We start from the raw sequence: 21629 nt of genomic DNA, 5'->3' as shown, positions 1-21629 counted from the left end.
TTACTTTTCCAGCCTTAAACAAAAAGCTTTGAGAGCAACCTTAAACTTTGGCTTCAAAATCGATTAAATCACCCGACCGAATGTCAACTCACCTGCTCATTTTTATTCTAAGTCAGCTTTTTCAGGCGATTGTAAAAGAATCACCGCATTTTCTGCCTGCATCGCTTCATTGACAATCTTTTCCAGCTCAGTTTCTACCACTGCTCGGCTCGTTTTCCCTTCAACAGGGACATAGGTTCCTATCAAAACGACCTCATAAGAGAAATAGTCCATATACTCCTGATAATCAAAGGTCTTCATTGATTTTCCATTATAGAAATCTGCTTCTTCACCAACAGTTCGCTTATCGCTATGGGCATTTTTTCTAAAATTTGGTGTAACTGCTGTCTCTATATAGCACTGTTTGCCAATTTCCTGATGATTCCCGGATGAATTCCATACCACGGTTAGGTTTCTTTCACGAAGATACTCTTCTATCTTGGTGAAATCATTTCCGATTGTCTTATCATACAAATACTCATCCCATATATAATTTTTATACTGTTCATAAATATGCTCTCTCAAGGTGCCAATATCTCTGCTTTCATAACAATCAACATGTAGGGAATGTTCCCTGCCATAGGCCTCGTAATCCAAAGAAAACATCGGCGTACTGGAAATATCTGTTTCCCAAACGTAATTTTCTAACCCATCATAAAAGCCATAGCTCTTTTCAAAGTAGTCAAAATAAGCAGCAATCATCTCTTTTTTCCTGTTTATCCGCTCACTATAGTACCAATAATAAGCACCGCCAATCACTGTAAAGAGCAGCAGTAAAAAAGCAATTACAGCTTTCCATCTGCCTAATTTATATAGAAGAACACTACAAAGCCCCAAAAAGCATAGTGGAATAAACATACTCATTCACTCCTCCCTCTTATTTCTCATCTGCCTTTTTACTCACTACCATCAATACATAACAGCCTTTATTTATTCATTTTACAATATGCCTGTTCCTCTCGTCTTCTCAGTTTTTTCGGTCAACTCCGAGAAAAAAGAAAAAGTACCTAAGGCCGTACAGCGGCTTAAGTACTTTCTGAAAGATTCAGTTAACAGTATCAAAAAAATGGCCTCTTCACCAACTAAGATGATTCATTCCTACAGCCCTTTTCGACCAATAATTGGGAAAAACTTTGCTGTCTTTTTTGCATATGCTTGAAACTCTGGTCGTTCTTTATATTTATTTTCCAGTAAAGGCACCCCGGAGACAAATAAAAGTAGTGATGTAATCAATATCGGACTGATAATCAGCCAAAGATCTGTCACGCCAGTTACTGCCAATAGAAAAATTCCCCACCAACAGGTCGCCTCACCAAAATAATTAGGATGCCTAGTCAGGGACCAAAGACCTTCAGTTAGCAGCTTTCCTTTATTCTTAGGATTCTTTTTAAATGTATCCAGCTGATAATCACCGGCTGCTTCAAAAAAGAAGCCTATCATCCACACGATGAGCCCTAAAATCTGCCACCAATGGAGGCTTTGGTCAGACTCAGAAAAGCTTCTCATAATCGGCAGTGCGATAAGAAACAACAATACTCCTTGTAAAAAGAAAACATTGAGGAAAGCTTTTAGATTAACTAACGTTGTTCCCCACCGTTTCCTCATAGCTACATAACGGTAATCTTCTGGACTATTCCAATTTCTTTTCGCCAGATGCAGAAATAACCTTAGCCCCCAGATTGTTACACATAATAAAATAATTCCAGTTTGAATGTGCAAATCGCCGCTATATAAGAAGCTCGCCCAAGCTACTACAACAAAGCCCAGACCCCAGGCAATATCCACTAGAGAATACTTTCCTTTTAATTTGGAAATGATAAACCAGAGAATAAAATAAGCGAATAATGCTAGTGAAACAAACCAATAAATCATTCGATAGCCCCCTTTCTGATTCCTGCAACCGCAACACTTCCGATGCCGGCACTTACGGTAATAGCTGTTGAGCTTTCAACGATGAAATCAAGCATTTGCTGTCCATTCTTTCCCAGTTTTCGCGCCATTTCTTCCGCTTCCGGCAGATTGTCCGCATGAGCAATAGCCAATCCGGAAAGCTGGTCTTTTTTAATCAGCCGGTTTACTTTTTTTAAAATCTTTTTCTCGCTCTGTTTTTGACTCCAGGAAATTCCACTTAGCTTCCCATTCCCAGCAGCGTTTAAACTAACGATTGGCAAAAGACGCAGCCTTTTCGCCAGCTTACCTAGACTCTGAGGAATTCTGCCGGAACGAAGCATCGGTGTGATATCGGACACAGCCACATAGATGAAGCACCGGCGCTGAATTTCTTCAATAATTGCCGTAAGTTCTGCCAGCGTGCTGTCCGGTTTTCTTTTCAGCTGTTCAATAATTGCTTTTACAAGTAAGCCTTGTCCAGCAGAATTAAGCTTTGAATCGATCACTTGGATTTTCTTAGCTGAGAGCTTTTTAGCTGTGGCCCGCTGCTTAATTAGCTGATAGGTTCCGCTTAATTGGCTCGACACCGTTACGACTAAAATAGCCTCATACTTATTCTCTAAAAATGATAATAAAGCATCAACACTTCGTATAGCAGGCTGTGCTGTTGAAAGCTTCTGGACAGCGCCTGCCTTTCTAATTACAGCATTGTCAATAGTCAGCTTATCTAAATAGTCTGTTTCCCCTACTAAAATATTCATTGGTAAAACATGGACTTGTTCCTCCAGCAAAAATGCTTTTGGAAGATCAGCGATAGAGTCTGTAACAACTGCTATCGGGTATTTCCGCTGTTTTGTGACTTCAAACTGCAGCTGCATATCATCAACTTTTTGCTGAACAAGCTCACTCTGCCCAGCTATCTTATTCAGAATAGCTTGAGGCTGGTTGGTATGTATATGAACTTTCAACAGCTGTTGATTTCCTGCTAAAATTAGAGAGTCCCCCAAATCCGCAAGTTTTTCTTTCAACAGCTCTTTTTCAATCTGAACATTTTTCAGCAGCAGCTCGGTACAATAACGATATTTAGGCTGCTCGGTAATTATTTCCGCCGGTGCTATTTTTACTGATTCGCTCTCACGCTTTATTGAAATACGTTCCTGCTGTGTTGAAAATGCCTCTGTAAAGCCATTAATAAAAATATAAAAACCCTTGGCTCCAGAATCCACCAGCTTATTTTTTTGCAGTACATCTAATTGAAATTCTGTTTGCCTCAATGCTTCCAATGCATTTTTACGGGCTGTTTCAAGAGCAGCTCCTAAAGATGCTTTTTGATGAAAGGCTTGGTGAACAGACGCTGCCCAAACCCGCATCACTGTTAAAATCGTTCCCTCTTGCGGTTCAATCAGCGCTTGATAGGCCTCTGTAACTGCCTGATTTAACGAGTAAACAAAGTCATGAGTATTTTTTTCTGTCTGGCTGAAAACAGCCGCAACTCCATTTAAATATTGGGCAAAAATAATTCCTGAATTTCCCCTTGCCCCCAATAATGCTGCCTCTGCAACATTTGTCAGCACGTTTTCTACCGAAGAACTATCTGAAACTGAGCTATCTAAAATAGTCTGCATTAACGAAGCTAAATTGCTGCCTGTATCCCCATCTGCTACAGGAAAGACATTGATTTTGTTGAGCTCGTCCTTATTTGCAATCAAATCTGCTGCACCGCCGAAAAAGCTTTGTAAAATACGTGATCCTTCCAGCTCATTTGTCATAATCCTTTACCTCCAAAGAAAACTAGGTTCAGCCAATAAACAATTCCAGCTGTTGCTGCAGTAACAAATGTACCCCAAGCAAGGTCAATGACTGTCATCATCACCGGCCAGCCATTTAAGGTCGCGAGGTTTGTCAAATCATACGTTGCATAGCAAATCAAACCTAATAATGCTCCGCTGCCTAGTACATACCATACGCTGTTTTTTTCAATGCCGGGGACTACCACGAAAAATAAAACGCCGACAATATAAAGCAAATAAAAAAGAATTGCCGGAATTAGCTGCGTTTGCCCCATAAGATGACCAATGAACTGCTGATAAAGTTTTTTAGAAGCGATAAGCAGCCAAAAAAGATCAAAAACTAAAAAGACTCCTGCGCTTAATAAATACAAACGAATAAGTGCCGCCATGTTCAAGCCTCCTTCTTTTTACTAAATGAGTAGCTAAAGTTTAACATGTCAGAAAGCTTCTGAATAATAAACTGCTTACAACTCTACGCTAACAAGCCCAGTCTTTGATTTTAACTAAAATAAAAAAGACCAAGCTTCAAAATGAGCATTGATCTCTTATTTTCATCATTAAATAGCATGATTAAAATTCTTAAATTGGCTTAGCCGAACCTGTTAAACACTCGCAGAATCATTCAATTCAAATAGATTACCCTCCGGATCTCTAAAATAAGTACAGGTCATTTCCCATTCGTCAATCCGCTGTGGCTCACTCAAAAACTCCACGCCGGCTTCCTTCATCCGTTGATAATCAGCTTCTAAATCCTCTGATGGAATCACTCCTACAATACTGTCAGGTTGGCTATTACTGACAGGCTGAGAATACCCTTCAAACATAGACATGTTTTCTCCGCTAAAAATAGCAAAACATGGTGCAGCTTCTTTGCTCACTGCAAATGAAGTATACGGACCATTTCTATCGCCCCAGACTGCTGTTAAACCCATTTTTTCTACATAAAAATCAAAACAGGCTCCATAGTCCTTTCGCACCAATACACGAAGTGTTACTTCATTAAACTTCATCTCTTTCCCTCCTATTTCATGTACATTCTAAACAAAAAGTCAATAAATACAACTAAATTATTTTCTTCAATTATACCATGAACGATGCGGTTTATTTTTAAGATGGCAAAGATTTATGAAATTCTTTTGCAATTTCAAATTAGTAACTATATCTCGTAGTACTTACAATCTTTTTCTTCTAAAATTGTAATGTAATAATTATGATCAGTTTTATAATCTATTTTCTTATTTTTAGAAGAAAACAGATTTTGATTATAGCTTTCGACAAATAATTCGTATACTTCCTAATTAAGTTTAAAAAATTTTTTTGTTATTTTCTCTTATATAAAGAGTGTTTTTTCTAGTGTTATTTAACGTTTTGTTCGTATTGTCAGAGCAAAAGCTTTCAGCTATACTATGGACACAGGATAGAAATCAATGACATTTAAATAAAAAAAATTGGCACTTCCTTATTCAGCGCCAACTGAATCCGTGAAGTCTTGTACTGACAGCGTGAACTGCCCTTACAAGTCGCCAATAGTCTGAACCTAACTTTAATTTCTTTAGCATGCATCAAACTCCTTAATCCCTAATAGGAACATTCCACTTTTCTTTTTGCTAAAGAGTTTACAGCTTATTTACAGACTATTGCAGACGATAATGGGAGCCTCCTGTTATCGTCTTTTTCTATCCTGTATAACTAAAGCTCCCCAGAAGGAATTGGATTCTGTTAATAAAAAAATCCACACTCATTTATTCAGACAATGAGCCGGCATTCCTTCAGAAAAACTATCTTCATTTTTACTTACTGCGTATCTTTCTGCGGTCACAACTTTTGCTGCGCAATCGCTGTGTATCTTTTTGCGGTTACAACTTTTGCTACGCAAACCTTGTACTGCTCTACATCAACTCTGCTACGCAATCACTGTATATCGCAGTAAAATAGGGCTCTTCGTCGTTCGGCGCCAACCGAGCGACAAAGCCCTGTGTAAACAGCGTGAACTGTCTATACAAGTTGCCCTATGCTGGTACAATGCACCAGCTTCTTCATTGTACCTAATTTTCATGAAAAATTCTACACAATGATAGATTTTTTTATCAATTACAATTTACTACTATAAAGGAGGAAACGACTATGAATAAGTCGAAACTTTGTACAAAAGCGATTCCCTATCATGACATTCTGACTATGCAGGATTTAATTGAGCATCTTTCTTCCTGGCAAGAACCGTTAAAATTACTGGACACTTTTTTCTCGGATCAGCAGATTGCTGTAAATAAAAAGAAAATCATTCGGGAATATCATGCCCATGCTCACGTATTTCATGTCTTCATCGAAGATTTTAGCCAGCTTTTAAAGGATAAAGAACAGCTGCTGCATCAAATGAAACAGGCAGATAAATTATAAACTTCTTTTTTATTCTTTTCTTATGCTTTTGAACTACTGTTTAAAACTATTTTTATTTTAATGATGCTTTAACGAACCTACATATTTCAATCTATTTTTTAAATGTTCACTTTTGATTATTTACGTGGTTGATTCATGCTATAGTTCCAGAGTATAATCAATACAGTAATAAAAAAGTGAGGAAATAAATGAAAAAAATAAGTTGTGAAGCTTGCGGAAGCAATGAACTAACAAAACAAGGTGATTACTTCATCTGTGATTATTGCCATACATCACACTATATTGGTAACGAAAATGGCAGCAATACGACAACTCTAGAAGATGAGCAGATTATTCTGCCTAAACAGATTACTAATGTTCAAAATACTGACACAGAGTCCAATTATCCCAAGAAGGACTATATAGCTAAACAAGAAAACACACCACGTAAAAATTCTATGTATAAAAAAATACCAGGAATCTTTTTAGTTCTTGTTGGATTTGGTTGTTTTGGAACTTTAGAGGAACAGATTAGCTCAGGAGATATGTATCTTTTTTTAGCTATGCTTTCTACAGCATTTGTATTTACAAATGTTGGTATTACTCTGACATTCAATAAGAAAATATTTTTAACTCAAATTTTTTCAATTGGGCAAACTTTTTTAGCCCTGATTGGAACTGTAATGATTTTGGCACTAATTACCATTATTTGGGATACTATTTCAGCTTTTTGGATATTTTTAGCTCTTTTAATATTTTCACTACCAATAATCTCTTTTTTCAGAAAAACAAAAAAATGAATGTTTATAAAACAAGCATATATCTTCTAATAAACGATTAGCAATATAAAGTTAAACTACCTAAATCTTATCAAAAAACATTACTAAATTATGGAACTATAATAAATAGGTTTGATGAAAGTGGAAATATTTTTTAACTCTCATTCCAATCTTTAGATAGAAACGTATTATTAGAGAAAGTTCTATCACTGGTTTTCAAAATCTAACTCCCTTCAAAAGTTAGAGCTGAAAATCTAACTTTTGAAGGGAGTTATGTAATGTCGGTCTCTTTATTCATCATTTTGATTGAAATTTTTAACATAACAAGAATACGATACGGGAAACAGTTCTAATTTTTCTTCTAAAGGGCCTTGAATAGTATAATATTCTGGCTTTTTTCCTTTAATATTAGAAACTCTGTATAAATAATAATTCTCTCTATACTTTCTTGAGACTTTAAGTTCATTAGAAGTAATGTAAAACGGGCTATTTTTATCAGAAGATGTGCTTTTCACTTCTATATAAATATTATAAATTTCTCCATCTTCTTTTTGTCTAATTGAAATAATATCATATCCAGCCCCATCTCCTTCATCTTTAGCTACATGTTTTACTCTTTCAATGTGTTTGCTTAGAAGTGGATTATCAGAAACATACTTTTTTTCTATTTCATATACAATTTTTTCACCTTGATAGCCCAATTTACTATTTTTTTTAGCTTCATTGATATAGTCTCTTTTCACATTACGTGGAGCAAACTCCTCAATAATATCTTTTTTTCCAAATGAAGGAGTAGATACTTTTCTTATATTATCTAATATAAAATCCAAATTCATATCATCTATATCGTCATTATTGTACTCTTCACAGATTTCATCTATATTTAAGCTAAGAATATAGTTAATCGTCTCTTTATAATTAAAATTAATCATTCTGGTTTTTAATTCTTCAAAAACATTTAACATTTGCATTAAATCTAACAACATTTCTTCAACAAAAGAAATATCTGAAATATTATAATATTTATGACAAATATCTCCATACTCATACCCTTTTGCCAACTCACAATTTTTTTCATCAGTTCTAATAAGCTTCATTTCATTTGTACAAAAATTACTATTTATATTTTTAAGTACAGATTGCCAATAATTAGTTACCTTTTTTATTGAGTCTTTTGATTCATTTTTGTATTTTTTTTTATAATATGTCCAACCTTGATTTAAGCTTAAATATACTCCTTTTCCATCACTAGTAAAAAGGTATACAATATCAAATCCAGCACTTGCTGTTGTAGATACTTTTTTATCAAATATTCCTATCCATGGAATTGTAGCCCAATTCCCCTGCCCCGCAGAACCTTTTACTATATATTCTTCACCAATAATCGACTTAGGAAATACTTCTTTTATAGTTCTATTAAATAACGAACCAATTTCGTTATTTTTAAATACTCCGTTTTTTCTTTCAAAATAATATTCATTATCTATTTTTACAAGTATTTCTAGCAAATTCATAGTATCAACCCCATCCCAAATCATTATATATATCGTTATTATAACGTGTTCTAGGAATTTTTTACAGATAAAAAAGATTCAAAATTCCAAAAAGTACAGGATTTCGAATCTCTTTTAACAAGTAATTAACTATTTATTTTTCTCCCTACTCTCATACTCTCCAATCTCTTTTTCATAAGCCAGAGTAATCGCGATATCATCCAAGCCATTAACCAGCTTATGTTTCCAGGTTGCGTCGATATCGAAGTTGTAAGCTTCGCCATCAGCGAGAACCTGCTGTTTCGGCAGGTCAATGGTGATGGTTTGGTCTGCCGGCAGGACTGCCAGCTTCTTGCGTGCTTCCAACGGAAGCACGATTGGCAATAGACCATTCTTCGTGGCATTCATGTAGAAGATGTCGCTGAAGCTGCCGGCGATGACTGCACGAAAGCCATAGTCATCCAACGCCCAGGCAGCATGTTCTCGGGAAGAACCGGAACCGAAGTTGTCGCCGGAGATTAGAATGGTTGCGCCTTGATACTGGGGTTCATTCAAAATGAATTCAGGGTTTGGCGTGCGATCCGGCAGATAGCGCCATTCATCAAATAGAAATTCACCAAAGCCGGTTTTCTCAATTCGCTTGAGAAATGATTTAGGAATAATCTGATCCGTATCAATATTATCGTTCATCAACGGGACTGTTGTCCCTGTATGTTGTGTAAAAGCCTCCATTATGCACCCAGCTCCTCTCTGATATCAATAAATGTTCCATTCAATGCAGCAGCAGCAGCCATTGCTGGACTGCATAGATGGGTACGTGCGCCTTTTCCCTGACGTCCTTCAAAGTTTCGGTTAGAGGTCGATGCACAGTGTACTCCTGAGGGTACTTGGTCTGGGTTCATTCCCAAACACATTGAGCAGCCTGGTTCCCGCCATTCAAAGCCGGCTTCCTTAAAAATTTTATCCAGTCCCATTTTTTCAGCTGCTTTACGAACCGGTCTTGATCCGGGAACAACAATTGCAGTGATACCTTCTTTAATTTTCTTACCTCGTACCACATTTGCTGCTTCCTCTAGGTCTGAAAGGCGTCCGTTGGTACAGGAACCGATAAACACATAGCCCACTTCAATATCTGATGGTCGTTGGCCCGGCTGAAGATCCATGTATTTGTATGCCCGTTCATCGTTCATATCTTTAATTTCCGGGAAGGTTCCTGTAACTGGAATCCCCATTTCCGGATTGGTTCCCCATGTAACGAATGGTAGCAGTTCATCAGCATTCAACTCCAAGTTAGCATCATAAACCGCATCTGCATCGCTCGGCAGTGTCTGCCAGTCAGCAATCGCCTTCTCCATATTTTCCGGTGCGTATTCTCTTCCCTGCACATACTCATACGTTTTTTCATCCGGAGCCATCATACCCATTTTCGCTCCGCCTTCAATCGCCATATTGCAAATCGTCATGCGTTCTTCCATAGAAAGTGCTTCAATCGTATCTCCGTAAAATTCCACTGCATGTCCAACACCAAAATCCACACCATATTTCGCAATCAATGCCAAAATAATATCCTTTGCGTAGACACCCTTTGCCAGCTTACCAGTAATTTTTACCCCCATACTTTTCGGCTTGCGCTGCCAAATAGTCTGTGTCGCAAACACGTGCTCTACTTCGCTGGTTCCAATTCCAAACGCCAATGCCCCAAAAGCACCATGAGTCGCCGTATGAGAATCCCCGCAGACAATAATTTTCCCAGGCTGCGTCAGTCCTGTTTCTGGACCAACCATGTGTACAATTCCCTGACGTTCGCTGCCGTTTTCACACAAAGTAACACCAAATTCATCACAATTTTTTTTCAACGCTTCAATCTGTTTTTTTGCAACCAAATCTGTAATATTAAAAATATCCTTTGTCGGTACATTATGATCCATCGTACCAAAGGTTTTATCCGGGCGGCGGACTTTTCTGCCTGCTTCCCGCAAGCCTTCAAAGGCCTGTGGCGATGTTACCTCATGAATTAGATGAAGATCCACATACAACAGCTGCGGTTCTCCCTCCTCACCATGGATGACATGGCGTTCCCATAGTTTATCAAACAATGTTTTTCCCATTGACTTTCGCTCCCTCAGTTATTGATTTTCATCATAAAATCAGCTTAATTCTTCTGCCTTATCGTCTTCCCCACGATGTATCTGCTATAAAAATTGATTTTTTCTCTGCAAATCTTGGCACTCTTTCATAAGTCCGCCGAACATTTTCATCGTTAGAAACTTTAGATTCTCAATTCCTTAATAACCGCTTCTGTGAATTCCAGCGTTCCTGCCGTACCCCCTAAATCTTTTGTTAAAACGCCTGCAGCCATCACCTTGTCGCAGGCTCTCTCGATACGCTTCGCTGTTGCTTCCATTCCAAATGATTGTCGGAGCATCATGGCTGCCGACAAAATCATCGACATTGGATTAGCAATATCCTGTCCGGCAATATCCGGAGCCGACCCATGAATCGGTTCGTAAAGGGATGGGCCACTTTCGCTATGGCTGGCACTAGGCATCATCCCAAGAGATCCGGGAATCACAGACGCTTCATCGCTGAGAATATCGCCGAATAGATTTTCTGTAACAAGTACATCAAAATCCTTAGGCCGCTGAATCATAACCATCGCCGCTGAATCAACCAGCTGATGCTCCAATGTACAATCAGGGAATTCCTGTGCCACCTCTTCTGCTGTTTCCCGCCAAAGCTTACTGGTCGCCAGCACATTTGCCTTGTCCACAGAGGTTACTTTTTTATTTCTTGTGCGAGCAATTTCAAATGCCTTTCGAATAATTCGTTGAATTTCCGCTTTCGTATAGGTACACAAATCAGAAGCCTGATCTGTTTCACGTTTTTTCTCTCCAAAATAGATTCCTCCTGTCAATTCCCGTACCACGATAAAATCGACGCCTTTAACATTTTCTTCTTTTAATGGGGATAAGTGAATGACCGCATCCGGAACACTGATGGGACGAATATTTGCGAATAAGCCTAGTGCTTTTCGCAATGCCAGCAGGCCTTGCTCTGGACGTTTTGGTGCAGCATCCCATTTCGGACCGCCGATAGCACCCAATAGAATGGCATCTGCCTCTTTACAAGCCGTTAGTGTTTTCTCTGGTAACGGGTCGCCTTCCTGGTCTATCCCAGCTCCTCCAAAAGGAAATGCCTGAATATCAAAATCCAGCTCTTCCTGTACCATAATTTCTGCCATAATTTTCAAAGCACTATCCATGATTTCTTTGCCGATTCCATCCCCCGGCAATGCAACTATTTTTTTTGTCATTTCATCTGCTCCGTTTCTCTTTTAAATCGTTCACTTGCCTGTACATATGCTTTGGCAGAGGCCTGCAGCACATCGAAATCAATTCCGGTACCGTTGAACTGCTTTTTAGTCCGGCTATCCTGTACTGTCACATAAACCTCTGCCTGCGCGTCTTCTCCTCCAGTAATGGCTTTAATCGAATACTGCTTCAGCTCTGGTTTTTGTTCCATGATTTTGTCAATGGAATTATAAATCGCTTGAATGCTGCCTGAACCAATGGCTGATTCCATTTTAGTTTCTGTTTCTCCTGTTTTCATCGAAACAATTGCTCCCTGACTGCCATCAGATACATATTGAAGCTGAACTCGTTCGAGATGACAGCACTCCTCCAGCTCCTGTGTTTGTCCAACCATTAGGGCAATCAAGTCTTCATCGGTCACCTGTTTCTTTTTATCAGCTAATGCTTTAAAGCTCTTGAATGCTGTTTTCAGCTCATCCTCAGTAAACTGATAGCCTAGCTCTTCCATTTTTGTGGCAAAAGCATGACGGCCTGATAATTTTCCTAGAGGCAATGAGTTAGTATTTACGCCTACAAGTGAGGGGGTAATAATTTCATACGTATCCGGATTTTTCAGCACACCGTCCTGATGGATACCAGATTCATGTGCATACGCGTTAGCGCCGATAATTGCTTTATTTCTTGGTACTGCTACACCAGAGAGACGGCTGACCAAATCGCTGGTGCGCTTGGTTTCATTAAAAACGATATTGCTTTCAGCCTGATAAAAATCTTTGCGGATATACAGTGCTAACGCTACTTCTTCCAACGCTGTATTTCCTGCCCGCTCACCAATTCCGTTCACTGTACCTTCCACCCGGCGAGCACCATTTTCAATCGCTGCCAAGGCATTGGCAGTAGCCATGCCCAAATCGTCATGACAATGGGAAGAAAAAATTATTTCCTGCTCACTCTCAATATTTTCAATTAGATAGCTAAACAGCTGTCCGTACTCTGTAGGATTCGAATAACCCACTGTGTCGGGGATATTAATAATTGTTGCTCCAGCATCAATCGCTGTCTGAACTGCCTTCAGCAGAAAATCCTTTTCTGTTCTTGTGGCATCCTCTGGGGAAAACTGAACCTTTTCAAATTTCGTTTTTGCATAGCTTACATGTTCACCTATGGATGCGATTACCTCTTTAGGCGTCATTTTTAGCTTATACTCCATATGAATGGGACTAGTTGCCAAAAAGATATGAATTTGCGGATGTACTGCATCCTTCAACGCTTCATAAGCCCGGTCGATGTCTTTTGTCTGACAGCGGGCCAAGCCGGCCACGGTCATCCGTTTAGCAGCTCCGGCAATCGCCTGAACTGCTTCAAAATCTCCTTCTGAAGCAATCGGGAAGCCGGCCTCAATCGTATCAATACCCCATTTTTCCAGCTGCAGTGCAATTTGAACTTTTTCCTTTGTATTAAAATTGACGCCTGGTGTTTGCTCACCATCCCTCAAAGTGGTGTCAAAGAATTGAATGTTTTTCATTGTTTTTTCCTCCTGATTACTCATTATTCTTATTATTCAGAATATTATGACTATTATAAATAACTCTATTCTTCAAAGACTACTTTGCTCCTCTTGGTCACCAAGTATTGGAACCTTTCTAATTTGGTCAAAGGTCACAACGCTCTCTACGCTCGCCTTGTATTGCTCATCATCTGCTCTGCTTATCAGCAATCGCAGTGAATAGAATTGTTACTTCGCTCCTCGCAGTCGCCAAGTATTGGAACTCTACTTTGTAGCTAGTATAAGAGTTCCAACAAAAAAAGCATCCCATGGCTGGGATGCGTATCGTTCATCCCGTTCATGCAAATGCGAAACAGGACTCTTCCGTTCTAATCTGATTGCTTAATGATTAGATAGCCGAGTCCTTAACTAATAATAATAAAAATGTTTGTTTGTATGTTGTTTTTCTCATAACAATCAACATCCTTTATTTGCTGAATTTTCTGTCAATTTAGAAGTTAATGTAAATCTTACAGAAAAAGCAATCGGATGTCAACTGTTTTTATGAGAAATTTTTAATTTTAGCAGTGAGCAATTTTTTCAGCTTTATGAAAGCTCTGATTTTTCCAGAAATGCTGTATAGGATAAATTCAAACGATTTGCGTAATAGGTATAGCCCAATACGTCTTCAAAATAAGTAATAACCGCTTCACAGAGTTTTTTCCCCTTCGGATCATTTCGTTTAACCAAGATGATACCTCCTAAAAAGCGGGCAAAAGAGTCAAAGGGCATATACTTCAATTCCCGGTCATCTTCCAGCTTTGATAAGTACAGGTTTAAAATTTCTTCAGCATAAATCAGCTCTTCCCGACGAATAAATTCCAGACAAACCTGTAGGAAGAAGTCATGAAGATAATAATAGTTGACTGTATTTTGAGCTTTCTTACGAAAAATATGAACGGTCATTCGATAGATTTCTTCATCCTCTAGTGGAAACATTGAATACTGGGCAATAAAGAACTCAAAACGCCCCCACTCTTCAACAGAACGTAAATATTCTGAAATTGGCGAGCGGTCAACCTCTGGTCTGTTTTTAAATAGAACATAGCTAATTTGTTCACAGGTCAACGCAAGGTAAAGAAATTTCTGATCCTGCGTTTCTTGATAAATTTTATGGTATTTCTGGCTAATTTTTTGTGCGAGCAGTGAACGATGACCATTGATAACTAAATCAAATTCACGCTCTGCTTCATCCAATACCACATCCACAGTCAACTCGTGGTATTCTCCGAAGAACTCGACCACTGAAATGTTTTCCTTATATAATAAATTCAAAAAATTCGTTAAGCTAACATCATTATCTCCCCGCTCGTATTTTCGTAAAAACTGCGGCGAAACAATTTCTTTCGCTGCTTCGGGAACTGAAACGCCTTTCCGCTCTCGAAATTTTCGAAACAAACTTCCCGTTAAATGCATACTACTCCCCCTCAAAAAAGAAACTATAGTTTCTTTTAAATAACAGTTAATTTTTATTATAACAAAGAATCCTCAGCTATAGCTTTTTTCTTGAAAAAATACTTTCTATTTTCTTTATTCTATAGATAAATCCGATAGTCTTTATCTATAGAAACTGTTAAAAGAAACCAAATTTTCCCTATTGTCGCTGCCCTGCTGCGAACTCTTTTACAAAATTTAGATGGTAACCAAACAAGAGAGGAGTAAATAAAAATGAAACAAGACAATGATGCACCTCAACACTTTTATCAGTTGTGTAAGGAAATGACTGCCCAAGGCTATCGGATCAAGGAACGGGTATTTACAGGTCTAGAAGTAAATGTTTTGGGACTGCTGCTTCCAGCACCGTTGATTATCGGTTTATTTTTTCTTTATCGAAGTCTTAATACACAACCGCTAAAAGAAACTGCTGATATAAATTATCTGCTGCTTTTGCTGATTCTGGTCAGCTCGATTGTCGTCCACGAGTACATTCATGGTTTTGGCTGGGGATTATTCTGCCAAAATAAATGGCACAGCATTAAGATTACTTTCGGCTTTCCCAATCCTTTATGTCACTGCAAAGAATCTCTTTCTTGGAAAAATTATGTGTTTGGTGCGCTGCTTCCAATCATTGTGTTAGGGGGCGGCTGTACACTCCTGCTGCTTCTTTTTCCCGGAAATTATACCTTTCTTGCGGCAGCGCTTAATGTTCTTTTAGCTGGCGGCGATTTGATGATTGTTCTTTATTCTTTAAAGAGCAGGCATACACAAATCTATGATCATCCAACCAAGCCCGGCTTTATTCTTTTTGAAAGAAACTACTAAGCTATCGGCAACACAAAATAATCAAATAGGAGTGAGAACTATTATGCAATCTATCGGTATCAGCTTTGGATCAATTATTCTTTTAGCCATTGTTTTTTACTTTGTCATTAAATATGCCGTACGTAAAGCGATTATTGAAGCAACCGTCTATCAGCAGGAGCTTTCTGAATCCGTATATACGGACAAGGTATTAAATGAGCTTGCTCTTTTGTCTTCAGGCCCCTACGGTCTTGGAACCGAGCTATTCAACAATCTACCCAAGGAACAGAAAGACATACTAAAACCTGAATATAAATTATTAACCAAGCGCTTCAATAAACTCTATCTTTCATATCCTTATGAATCGACTAAAAATGACTTTCAGGAAACCGTACTAAATTTAAAAAAGGACTTTGACCTTTTGGTAGACAAAGTTCGGGCGTTTGAAAAGAAAAATGCTGCTGATGAATCCTTATAGCTGCGCTTAATTAAAACCAGCAAAAGATTTCTTACTAAAGCATGTCTGAAAAGCCTAAACGAAGACTTTGAAAATAGGAATACTGAAAGTCAATTAATGCCTAAATAGTTGATTTTTATAAGAAATCAAACGCAGCTCATCAAGTAGCTTTCAAAAATCTGTGTTTTTTGTCACTGAACAAATCATGCAGATTTTTTTGCACGTTATTATTTTATATTATATCTGTGCGGCAATTCTTTCACTAGAGGATTGTAAGCTCTTATCTTTTATGAAATAATGAGTATGTAGCGCTTAATTAATAACTGTCAGATAATGGAGGCTGTTCCATGTCATTAACTACAATGATTACTTTTTTGGATGAGCTAAACCAAAACAACTCTCTTTCTTGGATGCATGAGCATACAGCTGAAAGAAAACAGGTGTTCACATTCTTCCATACTTTTGCGGAACAACTCCAAGAACAAGTCAGAGGATTTGATTCAGCTATTCCAGTGATGAACCCTGAAAAGTTAAGCTTTCGACTAAATCGCGATATTCGGTTCAGCCATGATAAATCACCTTACAATCCAACGCTTAGAGCGCATATCGGTCCTCACGGCAAACCTTTTATTCCAGTCGGTTATTTTATTCAGCTTGGGCCGAGAAACAGAGATTCTTTTATCGGTGGTGGTTTGTTTGCTGCTCAGTTTTCTGAAGCAACTGCCCTCATTCAAAACTATCTTCTGGAACACCCTCAAGAATTTCTAGCAATCATCGCAGCTCCAGATTTCAAAGAATACTTTTCTGTCCGCGGCGAACAGCTAAAACGTTTTCCCAGAGGATACGAAGAAACTGGAACAGCCATCGACGACTATCTTAAATATAAAAGCTGGTATCTGGAGTATTCCTTACCCTTACAACTCCTTTTAGATTAGATGAAGAAGAGTTACTGATAACCTGTCAGCAGGTCTTTAAAGCCAAGAAGCCCTTTAATGACTATTTAAATAAAGCATTGGCCGATTTTAGCTTTCCTGAAAGAAAATAATTCTACTAAATATTTTCTTACTAGCGGCAAGCATCAGGGTTATCATTTTTCAATCCCCCTGATTTTTACTATAATAAAAAGAAAAACGGAGGTGGATGAAATGCCTGCATCAACAGAAAAAATTGATCTATTCTTATCCTATTTATCGGAAACTCATACAAAATCCTTAGCTTTATATGATTTGATCAGTATTCAGCCAAGAACGGATGAAACAGATGTCCGTATTCTAGTAAATATTAATGAAGTATTTACTTATTATCATAGCGTGCGTATTTTCTATTACAGCAATGAAGAGCTGTTTCAAGAAAAAACGGAACCATTTTTCGATGCTTTTGAAGATTTTTATTTTGAGCTAAAACAGGTCTTCTTTCAAGAGGACTCTGACATTGCGGTTCTTTACAGCAAGTTGGACGTCATGAAAAATACCTTTGAAGAGTTGACGAATTGGTTCAATGTTTTATAATGAAAGATGATAATAATTAAAGAGGTGCAGACATGAATCATACGGAAGTTTTAGAACGTTTAAAGGAAGAACTGAAAATTCCATTTTTCAATGGCAATATAGAAGAGAAAGAATATACCGAGGAAGAGTATCAGAAGATCAAATCCGATTTGATTCAGTATTTCGATGATTATGTACGAAATGTAGAAAATTAAAACATTTCTCTCCAAGGCTAGAAAGACCTAGTCTTGGAGTTTTTTTATCATAAGAACGAGCAGTTGAAAGCTCTGACTCTAGCTTTCTTATTAAAAACCTGTCAAAGATGCTTGATTGTTCTTATGCAATCCTAGCGGGCTTCTGCTTTAGAAATCACAAAGAAAAGCAGCCATAATTCATGTAATCAACAGTTTATACGCTATTTTCTTTTTTGGGATTAATTTCAGCTCGCTTCACTATGAGGCTTGAACAATCATCTATTTCTATATTTTTAGTGTACCTAAATCCAGATAAATGTTTCTATTCTGTCCTCAATTAAAAAAAGGAATATTACTATAAATCCTGTAAAAGAAACGCATTTATAATTATTATTTTTTTATAAAACTGAAATTTTTTTCAATAACTGACTCGTGTTAAAAAATGAGTTTTAATGCATTTATGAAATTCTCGTACATATACTTTCCTGCGCAATAAAACTTTTACAGGATTTATATAGATAAGAAAGGCGATGAAAAATGATTATTAGTTTTGATGTCGGCGGCATCTTTGTAAAATACGGCTTATTTGACCTGGAAGGCAACCTCGTCGCAAAAGGAAAGCGTCCAACTGAAATAGAAACAGAAGAAGCCTTCTTCTCGCTGCTTGAAGAAGTGATTCTAGAATATGAGATAGTCCATGAAATTAAAGGGATTGGTTTTAGCTTTCCAGGAGTGATTGATAGTGAAAGCGGTACTTTGATTGTTTCCGGTGCCATCCATCCATTACGTGGGAAGCCCTTTGTGCATATGCTAATGGAACGAACTGGCAATAAATACCCGATCTTTATTGAAAATGACGGAAACTGTGCGGCCTTAGCTGAAATGTACTCAGGCAACGGTCAGGGACATAAGGATTTTGTTGTTATGACCTTGGGTACAGGTATCGGCGGCGGTATCATTCAAAATGGTACCTTAGTGAAAGGATCCGGCTTCAGCGCTGGAGAGTTTGGTATGATGTTGATTCCCAATGAACATGGCAAAAATGAAATTATTGCTAAGTATGCCTCAACACAAGGTTTATTAAATCTGTATCGGCAGCGGCTGGGCATTACTTCAGATACTCCAGTGACTGGGGAAGAAATTTTCAAAGGAAATACGTTTGAGAAAAAAATTGTTTTGAAACGCTGGGGTGAATATATTGCTCTGTGTATCTATAATGTCATAGTTACGATGAATCCGGAGAAGGTCCTGATTGGAGGCGGAGTGAGTCAAAATCCAAATTTGCTGAGCCTAATTGAGCAGCCCTTAAAAGATTTTCCCGAATGGTCTCTTTTTAAAACACCAGTGGACCGTTGTCAGCATCAAAATGATGCTGGTTTAATTGGCGCCTTCTATCTTGTTCGAAATAAAATTTTTAAATAATTAAATAAACAAAATAAAAAAAAGAGATAAAAAAAACCATCGGCTTTGGCAAGCCGATGGAAAAGGAGTATTACTCAATAAGAGTAAAATGAAAAATAAAAAGGTTGTTGTTGGTATGTCTAAATAATACAATACTTCTCTAGCTTTGTCTAGTAAAAACATCTTAAAAATAAAATGAGATTTTTTTGTTATTTTATATTTATTTCTTTAATAAAACATTGCTCATTTTTGTAATACAGAAAGAAATATCATCTGTTGCCAAATCCTGTTTTGCTTCTGAAGCTTCAAAAAGTTCAACATCCATCCCTTTTTCTGGATTCAAGGAGAGAACCATTTCATTGCATCCCGCAACATATTCTGTATAAGAACGTTCTAATTTTTTATGAACGCCAATTACTTTTACTGGTGGACGAAGACCTAGAATTAATTTTAGCAAGTCTTCATATTTCATCGTACCTTCTTTAAAGATTCCCTGAATCTCTGTAATCCGCTCTGGAGAAAGCTCTGCTGTCTTCTTATCGTCGATTGCCTGACGCAGCTCCTCGTAATAAACATTCATATTTTCGCCGATTTTTTCGGTCTCCTGCACAATATCGTTAATCTTTTGAATATAATAGCCTAAATTTGGTTTCACTTTTCTTCCTACTTTCTTTTATTATCAATTTATTTTACCGTTTTCCCCTCTTGCTGACAAGCCCAGAATAAAAACCTATAGTTCTATAAAAATAACTACTGTTATTTTTTGTAAAATATTCTAGGATTTTTCAAATTTTTTTTGAAATTCTAAAGCCTTATAAACATAAAAGAGCGAAACAAAACGGACACTCCGCTTATTTCGCTCTTTAAACCTGAATAAAAAACTAGATAGAAGTACTTATCAACACTAAACTGTGACAGAGCAGCTCTTTTTTATTTCTCGATGCTGCCTCTTCTGTCTCTACTCCTGTCTTTTTCTAAAAAATGTCTTTCCAGAATTAAACACCTCTAGCTCTACTCATTAGATGTCAGCCACTTGACACATCATTTGACTTATTAAATTTCGTCGCTGGATTTAATAATTTTAGATACCATGCCATATTCTTTGGCTTCTTCTGCAGACATCCAGAAATTGCGGTCTGTATCTTTAGCTACCTGTTCATAGGTTTGACCTGTTGCTTCAGCAATCATCCGGTTAACACGTTCTCTCATACGGACAATTTCCTTCGCTTCAATTTGAATCTCTGTTCCTTGACCTTGTACTCCGCCAGCCGGCTGATGAATCATAAACCGAGTATTCGGCAGGCAGTATCTATTCTTGGCATCTGCCGCAAGATAGATTGTGACACCGGCACTTGCCACCCAGCCAGTACCTACAACGATAACCTCTGGCTTAACAAACTGAATCATGTCGTGGATAGTGTCTCCAGATTCTACATGTCCTCCCGGACTATTGACAAAAATCTTAATAGGCTCATCACCCATTGCTGCTAATAAAAGCAGCTGAGAAGAAACCTCTCTGGCTAAATCCTGTGTTACTTCACCATAAATCAGAATTGTCCGCTCTTCCCATAATTTCTTCATAATCAAACTTTGATCATTTTTCGGTGTATTTTCTTTTTCTTCTTCTTCTAAACGATACATTTATACATACCTCCTGCTTTTCAGTAAGGAATGACTATCCATTCCGGTCACTCTTCTATTTTACCAAAAAGTCAGGATTGTTCAAACAAAGAAGTGCCTATCTTTTGAATACTTAAAAAAATCACGTTAGGATAAAGTTAAGCTGATTCATTCAGCCACAACAAACAGGAAAGAGGAGATTCGATGACAAACACAGGAAAAGTTGCAGTATTAGTTACAGATATGGTGGAAGACGTAGAATTGACCTCACCAAAAAAAGCCTTGGAAAGTGCCGGTTACACTTTGACGCTAATTGAAAAAGAAGCTGGCAAAACTATTACTGGAAAAAAGGGAGAGACCTTTGTCATTGATGCAGCGATTGATGATGTTTCCCCAGAGGAATTTTCTGCGTTGCTAATTCCTGGAGGGTTTTCACCTGACCAGCTACGTGCAGATCAACGTTTTGTAGATTTCACTGCCTACTATTTGGAAAATGACTTGCCGTTATTTGCGATTTGCCATGGTCCCCAATTATTTATCCAGACTGGTTTAACTAGCGGACGTAAAATGACTGCCTATCTAACTGTACAGCCGGATATTCATTACGCTGGCGCTGAGGTTGAAGATCAGGCCGTTGTCATTGATAAGAAACTTGTAACTAGTCGGAATCCAGATGACCTGCCGGCTTTTAACGAAGCAATTGTTTCTGTACTAAAGGATAGCTAAAAGTTCAACCTGTTGAAAAAACGAGTTTGGGACATAAGAAAATGCCCGAACTCTTCTTTCTCTAAAATCCGAATAAACGGCGTTCCAAAAGTAGCTCACTACACTTCGTTCCGATAGCATCAACTTCTAAGTGCTAAAAGCACTAAGAGTTGAAGTTCTCGGAAATAAGCCGAACTATCTCAAAAATATGAAAAGCTCCAGGTAGGTATCAATCAACATCTACTCGGTTCCCTTGTAGTGTTTCTTGACAATTTTCGGATAATTCGTCTTATTGCTGTG

General features: G+C 37.8%; 22 protein-coding genes. 9 read left to right on the top strand and 13 right to left on the bottom strand.

Features of this window, described 5'->3' with window-relative positions; all coding sequences use genetic code 11:
* Window positions 1-102 precede the first annotated feature (102 nt).
* From AC1Z3K_RS04950 to AC1Z3K_RS04930, 5 genes are all read right to left on the bottom strand, one after another.
* On the bottom strand, window positions 103-903 hold the full coding sequence (locus tag AC1Z3K_RS04950; RefSeq protein WP_461732027.1) for a hypothetical protein: 801 nt from the start codon (window positions 901-903) through the stop codon (window positions 103-105).
* Window positions 904-1137: 234 nt separating this feature from the next.
* Entirely contained in the window at window positions 1138-1911 is a 774-nt protein-coding gene (locus AC1Z3K_RS04945; protein WP_461732026.1) for a DUF1295 domain-containing protein, read from the bottom strand.
* Complete coding sequence (locus AC1Z3K_RS04940) at window positions 1908-3698, bottom strand: DAK2 domain-containing protein (RefSeq protein WP_461732025.1); 1791 nt, start codon at window positions 3696-3698, stop codon at window positions 1908-1910. The genes AC1Z3K_RS04945 and AC1Z3K_RS04940 overlap by 4 nt, the downstream gene beginning before the upstream one ends.
* Window positions 3695-4108, bottom strand: coding sequence for a DUF2177 family protein (locus tag AC1Z3K_RS04935; RefSeq protein ID WP_426080816.1), 414 nt, complete (start codon window positions 4106-4108; stop codon window positions 3695-3697). Before AC1Z3K_RS04935 ends, AC1Z3K_RS04940 begins: the two co-directional genes overlap by 4 nt.
* A 213-nt stretch (window positions 4109-4321) precedes the next feature.
* The gene (locus AC1Z3K_RS04930; protein ID WP_426080817.1) at window positions 4322-4729 is read right to left on the bottom strand and encodes a VOC family protein; all 408 of its coding nucleotides are present in this window, start codon (window positions 4727-4729) and stop codon (window positions 4322-4324) included.
* Window positions 4730-5843: 1114 nt separating this feature from the next.
* Here AC1Z3K_RS04930 and AC1Z3K_RS04925 point away from each other — a divergent pair.
* Complete coding sequence (locus AC1Z3K_RS04925) at window positions 5844-6116, top strand: hypothetical protein (protein WP_426080818.1); 273 nt, start codon at window positions 5844-5846, stop codon at window positions 6114-6116.
* 188 nt (window positions 6117-6304) lie between these two features.
* Window positions 6305-6895 (top strand): TFIIB-type zinc finger domain-containing protein, encoded by a 591-nt coding sequence (locus AC1Z3K_RS04920; protein WP_461732024.1) that lies wholly within the window; start codon window positions 6305-6307, stop codon window positions 6893-6895.
* Between the two features lie 269 nt (window positions 6896-7164).
* Here AC1Z3K_RS04920 and AC1Z3K_RS04915 read toward each other — a convergent pair whose 3' ends face one another.
* The 6 genes from AC1Z3K_RS04915 to AC1Z3K_RS04890 form a co-directional block, all read right to left on the bottom strand.
* Window positions 7165-8388: an MrcB family domain-containing protein gene (locus AC1Z3K_RS04915; protein WP_461732023.1), complete on the bottom strand. Its 1224-nt coding sequence runs from the start codon at window positions 8386-8388 to the stop codon at window positions 7165-7167.
* Between the two features lie 129 nt (window positions 8389-8517).
* On the bottom strand, window positions 8518-9099 hold the full coding sequence (gene leuD, locus AC1Z3K_RS04910) for a 3-isopropylmalate dehydratase small subunit (RefSeq protein ID WP_461732022.1): 582 nt from the start codon (window positions 9097-9099) through the stop codon (window positions 8518-8520).
* The gene (gene leuC / locus AC1Z3K_RS04905) at window positions 9099-10475 is read right to left on the bottom strand and encodes a 3-isopropylmalate dehydratase large subunit (RefSeq protein WP_461732021.1); all 1377 of its coding nucleotides are present in this window, start codon (window positions 10473-10475) and stop codon (window positions 9099-9101) included. The genes leuD and leuC overlap by 1 nt, the downstream gene beginning before the upstream one ends.
* A gap of 161 nt (window positions 10476-10636) precedes the next feature.
* Window positions 10637-11680 (bottom strand): 3-isopropylmalate dehydrogenase, encoded by a 1044-nt coding sequence (leuB, locus tag AC1Z3K_RS04900; protein ID WP_461732020.1) that lies wholly within the window; start codon window positions 11678-11680, stop codon window positions 10637-10639.
* A complete protein-coding gene (locus AC1Z3K_RS04895; protein ID WP_461732019.1) occupies window positions 11677-13203 on the bottom strand; it encodes a 2-isopropylmalate synthase in 1527 nt (508 codons plus the stop codon). The genes leuB and AC1Z3K_RS04895 overlap by 4 nt, the downstream gene beginning before the upstream one ends.
* A gap of 567 nt (window positions 13204-13770) precedes the next feature.
* Window positions 13771-14640, bottom strand: a complete 870-nt coding sequence (locus AC1Z3K_RS04890) for a helix-turn-helix domain-containing protein (protein WP_426080837.1) — start codon at window positions 14638-14640, stop codon at window positions 13771-13773.
* A 252-nt stretch (window positions 14641-14892) separates the two neighbouring features.
* Here AC1Z3K_RS04890 and AC1Z3K_RS04885 point away from each other — a divergent pair, with 252 nt between their 5' ends.
* The 6 genes from AC1Z3K_RS04885 (at window position 14893) to AC1Z3K_RS04860 (ending at window position 19025) form a co-directional block, all read left to right on the top strand.
* The gene (locus tag AC1Z3K_RS04885; RefSeq protein WP_426080838.1) at window positions 14893-15486 is read left to right on the top strand and encodes a DUF3267 domain-containing protein; all 594 of its coding nucleotides are present in this window, start codon (window positions 14893-14895) and stop codon (window positions 15484-15486) included.
* Window positions 15487-15529: 43 nt separating this feature from the next.
* Window positions 15530-15943 (top strand): DUF6019 family protein, encoded by a 414-nt coding sequence (locus tag AC1Z3K_RS04880; RefSeq protein ID WP_461732018.1) that lies wholly within the window; start codon window positions 15530-15532, stop codon window positions 15941-15943.
* Window positions 15944-16269: 326 nt separating this feature from the next.
* On the top strand, window positions 16270-16857 hold the full coding sequence (locus AC1Z3K_RS04875; protein ID WP_461732017.1) for a DUF2461 domain-containing protein: 588 nt from the start codon (window positions 16270-16272) through the stop codon (window positions 16855-16857).
* 210 nt (window positions 16858-17067) lie between these two features.
* The gene (locus AC1Z3K_RS04870) at window positions 17068-17430 is read left to right on the top strand and encodes a hypothetical protein (protein ID WP_426080841.1); all 363 of its coding nucleotides are present in this window, start codon (window positions 17068-17070) and stop codon (window positions 17428-17430) included.
* 32 nt (window positions 17431-17462) lie between these two features.
* A complete protein-coding gene (locus AC1Z3K_RS04865) occupies window positions 17463-17624 on the top strand; it encodes a hypothetical protein (RefSeq protein ID WP_426080842.1) in 162 nt (53 codons plus the stop codon).
* Between the two features lie 516 nt (window positions 17625-18140).
* Complete coding sequence (locus tag AC1Z3K_RS04860) at window positions 18141-19025, top strand: ROK family protein (RefSeq protein ID WP_461732016.1); 885 nt, start codon at window positions 18141-18143, stop codon at window positions 19023-19025.
* 199 nt (window positions 19026-19224) lie between these two features.
* Here AC1Z3K_RS04860 and AC1Z3K_RS04855 read toward each other — a convergent pair whose 3' ends face one another.
* Window positions 19225-19659: a hypothetical protein gene (locus tag AC1Z3K_RS04855; RefSeq protein WP_426080844.1), complete on the bottom strand. Its 435-nt coding sequence runs from the start codon at window positions 19657-19659 to the stop codon at window positions 19225-19227.
* 398 nt (window positions 19660-20057) lie between these two features.
* The gene (locus tag AC1Z3K_RS04850) at window positions 20058-20645 is read right to left on the bottom strand and encodes an ATP-dependent Clp protease proteolytic subunit (protein ID WP_461732015.1); all 588 of its coding nucleotides are present in this window, start codon (window positions 20643-20645) and stop codon (window positions 20058-20060) included.
* A 183-nt stretch (window positions 20646-20828) separates the two neighbouring features.
* Here AC1Z3K_RS04850 and AC1Z3K_RS04845 point away from each other — a divergent pair, with 183 nt between their 5' ends.
* Window positions 20829-21350, top strand: a complete 522-nt coding sequence (locus tag AC1Z3K_RS04845) for a type 1 glutamine amidotransferase domain-containing protein (protein ID WP_426080846.1) — start codon at window positions 20829-20831, stop codon at window positions 21348-21350.
* Window positions 21351-21629 lie beyond the last annotated feature (279 nt).

The sequence above is a fragment of the Enterococcus sp. LJL128 genome (assembly GCF_056924295.1).
Note: the sequence above shows the minus strand (reverse complement) of the source record. Positions and strands in the feature narration are given on the sequence as shown.